This window comes from Parasediminibacterium schistidii (assembly GCF_046546515.1).
In the GTDB taxonomy this organism is placed as follows: Bacteria; Bacteroidota; Bacteroidia; order Chitinophagales; family Chitinophagaceae; genus Parasediminibacterium.
Genome location: NZ_JBKHKJ010000068.1, coordinates 1 through 5,564 on the forward strand (window position 1 = coordinate 1; position 5,564 = coordinate 5,564).

Consider the following 5,564-nt stretch of genomic DNA (forward strand, 5'->3'; position numbering starts at 1 on the left):
TGATGCGAGTACCATCGGCCATGGGGGACTTAACTTCTCTGTTCGGAATGGGAAGAGGTGAACACCCCCGGCAAAATCACCATAAGAAGATGATTGTTTTGAGTTTTGTGTTTTAGGTTTTGTGTTATAGCTGCTGCGCAGCCTTTTTCTCAAAACTTAAAACTTACAACTTAAAACAACAAATAAGGTCATATTGAGAAAGCAATCTTTGTACAAAGAGCATGTTGTCATCTTTGTGCCTTGCGGCAGCAAAAATAAAAAATAAAGCTTACGGGCAATTAGTACTACTCGGCTGTGTTGTTGCCAACTGTACACCTATAGCCTATCAACGTCATAGTCTCTGACGGCCCTTAAAAGTGAACTCATCTTGTGGAAGGTTTCACGCTTAGATGCTTTCAGCGTTTATCCTTGCCGCACGTAGCTACTCTGCATTACACCTGGCGGCATAACAGATACACCAGCGGTGCGTACATCCCGGTCCTCTCGTACTAAGGACATGTCCACTCAATTCACTTGCGCCCACCACAGATAGAGACCGAACTGTCTTGCGACGTTCTGAACCCAGTTCACGTGCCACTTTAATCGGCGAACAGCCGAACCCTTGGGACCTTCTCCAGCCCCAGGATGTGACGAACCGACATCGAGGTGCCAAACCTTACCGTCGATATGAGCTCTTGGGTAAGATCAGCCTGTTATCCCCGGAGTACCTTTTATCCTTTGAGCGATGACCCTTCCATGCAGAATCACCGGATCACTTTAGCCTGCTTTCGCATCTGCTCGACGTGTATGTCTCACAGTTAAGCACCCTTATACTAATGCGCTCTGCGTACGATTACCAACCGTACTGAGGGTACCTTTGCGAGCCTCCGTTACTTTTTAGGAGGCGACCACCCCAGTCAAACTACCCACCATGCAATGTCCCCCGTTAGGGGTTAGGTCCTAAGCAACAAAAGGTTGGTATTTCAACGTTGACTCCATAATGCCTGGCGACACTACTTCATAGTCTCCCAACTATCCTACACATTTGTTGCTCAAAATCAATGCAAAGTTGTAGTGAAGGTTCACGGGGTCTTTTCGTCCCGTGGCGGGTAACCGGCATCTTCACCGATACTACAATTTCACCGGGCTCGCGGAGGAGACAGCGTCCAACTCATTAGACCATTCGTGCAGGTCGGAACTTACCCGACAAGGAATTTCGCTACCTTAGGACCGTTATAGTTACGGCCGCCGTTTACTGGGGCTTCAGTCAGAAGCTTTGGCTTGCGCCGGACATCCTTCCTTAACCTTCCAGCACCGGGCAGGTATCAGGCTCTATACGTCATCTTACGATTTTGCAGGGCCCTGTGTTTTTGTTAAACAGTTGGTTGGACCATTTTACTGTGACCGCATCGCTGCGGTACGCTTTATCCCGAAGTTACAGCGTTAATTTGCCTAGTTCCTTCTCCGCGGCTCACCCGAGCGCCTTAGAATACTCATCCCATCTACCTGTGTCGGTTTACGGTACTGGCTGCTATGCTCGCTTTTCTTGGAAGGGCTCACATGGCTACGCTTTGCCCGAAGGCTCCACTCAGCATCCGTCTGCCTGTGCCACTTCGGCCCTCCGTCACTTTTATTGCATAGCAGGTGGAGGAATATTAACCTCCTTTCCATCAACTGCCCCTTTCGGGTTTGCCTAAGGACCAGACTAACCCTGATCCGATTAACGTTGATCAGGAAACCTTAGATTTTCGGCGAAGGAGTTTTTCACTCCTTTTATCGTTACTTATACCTACATTTTCTTTTGAAAACACTCCAGCAGCGGTCGCCCGCCACCTTCAACGCAGTTTTCAATGCTCCCCTACCACTCCAGCACAAGGCTAGAATTTAGATCTTCGGTTCGTGGTTTGATGCCCGATTATTTTCCGTGCAGAGCCTCTCGACCAGTGAGCTGTTACGCACTCTTTAAATGGATTGCTGCTTCCGAGCAAACATCCTGGCTGTTATAGAAACTCCACCTCGTTTGATCAACTTAACCACGTATTAGGGACCTTAGATGCTAATCTGGGTTATTTCCCTCTCGGCCATGGACCTTAGCGCCCACAGCCTCACTGCCGCACCTATTTATTAGCATTCGGAGTTTGTCAGGGTTTGGTAGGCGGTGAAGCCCCCTAGCCCAATCAGTAGCTCTACCTCTAATAAACTTCTATGTGCGACGCTGTTCCTAAAAACATTTCGGGGAGAACGAGCTATCTCTCAGTTTGATTGGCCTTTCACCCCTATCCACAGGTCATCTCAAGACTTTTCAACGTCAACGAGTTCGGTCCTCCAGTGTGTGTTACCACACCTTCAACCTGCCCATGGATAGATCACAAAGTTTCGCGTCTGCCCCCACTGACTATTCGCCTTATTTAGACTCGCTTTCGCTACGGCTCCGTTAAATATGAACTTAACCTCGCCAGTGAGGAGCAACTCGTAGGTTCATTATGCAAAAGGCACGCCGTCACATATATTGCAATGCTCCGACCGCTTGTAGGCGCACGGTTTCAGGTACTATTTCACTCCCCTGTTCGGGGTTCTTTTCACCTTTCCCTTACGGTACTGGTTCACTATCGGTGTCTGAGGAGTATTTAGCCTTTCCAGATGGTGCTGGCAAATTCAAGCAGGATTTCTCCGGTCCCGCCCTACTCAGGGTACCGCTCAAAATATGTAATTTGCGCCTACGTGGCTTTCACACGCTATGGCTTACCTTTCCAGGTAATTCAGCTTGATACATATCCCTAAATGCGGCCCTATAACCCCGACGCAGCACGCTGCATCGGTTTAGGCTCCTCCCATTTCGCTCGCCACTACTCAGGGAATCACTATTGTTTTCTTTTCCTCCGGGTACTTAGATGTTTCAGTTCTCCGGGTTGGCTCCTATTGCTAGGTAACATACCTTCAGTATGCTGGGTTGTCCCATTCGGAAACCTGCGGATATAACGCTCGTGTGCAGCTCCCCGCAGCTTATCGCAGCTTACCGCGTCCTTCATCGCCTCTCAGACCCAAGGCATCCACCATGCGCCCTTAATTGCTTTAAAAAATTTACATCATCGTGCAGTAAACCACACAACAACTTATTGCTCTTGTATTTTTGATTAACTTTCCCAATATGTCAAAGAACTTGATACAATTACGAATTAGTAATTAAGAATTACAAATCCATAAAATAATCTAGATAATGTGCTGGATTTGAACCAGTAGGCCACCGAAACAGGCCACATCATAAGTTTGAAAGAACGATTGCGGTATTAATTACTAATTCCTAATTCTCAATTCGTAATTAAAAGAAGTGGAGGATATCGGAGTCGAACCGATGACCCTCTGCGTGCAAGGCAGATGCTCTAGCCAACTGAGCTAACCCCCCAAGTTTTTTTGTTTTAAGTTTTGTGTTTTAAGTTTTGTGTTCAATACATAAATACAATGTATCAACTTAAAACATAGAACTTATAACTCAAAACAAAGAAGAATGTAGGCCCGACCAGAGTTGAACTGGTGACCTCTACATTATCAGTGTAGCGCTCTAACCAACTGAGCTACGGGCCTCAATAACGGCTACGTAATTTATTCCCAATCCTATTATAAAGAACTATCTATGCGCTTTAAAAATTAAAAGTTGGAAGCAACGAACAAGAAGGTTCAGCGTTTTCTTTAAAAGGAGGTATTCCAGCCGCACCTTCCGGTACGGCTACCTTGTTACGACTTAGCCCCAGTTACCGATTTTACCCTAGGCAGATCCTTTCGGTTACCGACTTTAGGTACACCCGGCTTCCATGGCTTGACGGGCGGTGTGTGCAAGGTCCGGGAACGTATTCACCGTAGCATTGCTGATCTACGATTACTAGCGATTCCAGCTTCACGCAGTCGAGTTGCAGACTGCGATCCGAACTGAGAAGGGGTTTTTGGGATTGGCTTCATATCGCTATGTCGCAGCCCTTTGTCCCCCCCATTGTAGCACGTGTGTAGCCCTGGGCATAAAGGCCATGATGACTTGACATCATCCCCTCCTTCCTCACGCCTTACGGCGGCAGTTTCAATAGAGTTCCCAGCATTACCTGTTGGCAACTATTGATAGGGGTTGCGCTCGTTGCGGGACTTAACCCAACACCTCACGGCACGAGCTGACGACAGCCATGCAGCACCTTACAATCTGTGTATTGCTACAAAACAGGCTTTCACCCGCGGTCAAACTGCATTCTAGCCCAGGTAAGGTTCCTCGCGTATCATCGAATTAAACCACATGCTCCACCGCTTGTGCGGACCCCCGCCAATTCCTTTGAGTTTCAACCTTGCGGTCGTACTTCCCAGGTGGGATACTTAATGCTTTCGCTCAGACACTTACTGTGTATCGCAAATGTCGAGTATCCATAGTTTAGGGCGTGGACTACCAGGGTATCTAATCCTGTTTGATCCCCACGCTTTCGTGCCTCAGCGTCAATATTTGTGTAGCCAGCTGCCTACGCAATCGGTGTTCTATGTCATATCTAAGCATTTCACCGCTACATGACATATTCCGCTAGCCTCCACAGTATTCAAGACAGATAGTATCAATGGCAGTTTCGGGGTTAAGCCCCAAGATTTCACCACTGACTTACCTGCCCGCCTACGCACCCTTTAAACCCAGTGAATCCGGATAACGCTTGCACCCTCCGTATTACCGCGGCTGCTGGCACGGAGTTAGCCGGTGCTTATTCATAGGGTACCGTCAGACGAGCTAGAAAGCCCTTTTTTCGCCCCCTATAAAAGAAGTTTACAATCCAGAGGACCTTCATCCTTCACGCGGCATGGCTGGATCAGGCTTGCGCCCATTGTCCAATATTCCTTACTGCTGCCTCCCGTAGGAGTCGGGCCCGTGTCTCAGTGCCCGTGTGGCTGATCATGCTCTCACATCAGCTACTGATCGTTGGCTTGGTAGGCCGTTACCCTACCAACTACCTAATCAGCCGCACACCCATCCCCCAGCAATAAATCTATAATAACCCAGTGATGCCACCAGGATATCTTACGGGGTATTAATCCAAATTTCTCTGGGCTATCCCCCACTGAAGGGTAAGTTGTGTACGTGTTCCGCACCCGTTTGCCGGTCGCCACCACATTGCTGCGTGCTGCCCCTCGACTTGCATGTATTAAGCCTGCCGCTAGCGTTCATCCTGAGCCAGGATCAAACTCTCCATTGTAAATGAGTTTTTGATCTGACTATTAATCTCTAAAAATTAACGGTCTATCTAATTGTTTTAAATTCGCTATTGAACCTTACGCTGTTTTTTTCAAAATTTGCGTTTCGTTGCTTCCAAACTTTCAAAGATCTTTTAGCCTTTTTCAAGTGCTACCGTTTCTAACGGAGTGCAAATGTAAGGGCTTTTATTTAATTCAAACAAAAAACTTTTTTACAAGTTCTTATTTTAATTTTTTAAACCAAATAACCAGTTTCGCTTCTTGTCTCATAACCTCCCCGCATTGTCCTAAAACCCTACTTCAATAGCTATCAACCTTCTCGCAAAACCGCTTTAAAGAACTTCCCAGCTTTTTAACCGGGGTGCAAATATAGG

Annotated in this window: 2 tRNA genes and 3 rRNA genes; all 5 read right to left on the bottom strand. The window is 47.3% G+C overall.

Annotated features, from left to right (window positions below):
- Nucleotides 1–84, bottom strand: a 5S ribosomal RNA gene (gene rrf / locus ACHFIY_RS19370); the annotation flags it as partial.
- 174 nt (nucleotides 85–258) lie between these two features.
- Nucleotides 259–3,056, bottom strand: a 23S ribosomal RNA gene (locus ACHFIY_RS18995).
- Nucleotides 3,057–3,308: 252 nt separating this feature from the next.
- Nucleotides 3,309–3,382: transfer RNA gene (locus ACHFIY_RS19000), tRNA-Ala, on the bottom strand.
- A 105-nt stretch (nucleotides 3,383–3,487) separates the two neighbouring features.
- A tRNA-Ile gene (locus tag ACHFIY_RS19005) sits at nucleotides 3,488–3,561 on the bottom strand.
- Between the two features lie 108 nt (nucleotides 3,562–3,669).
- Nucleotides 3,670–5,192, bottom strand: a 16S ribosomal RNA gene (locus ACHFIY_RS19010).
- Nucleotides 5,193–5,564: the final 372 nt, after the last annotated feature.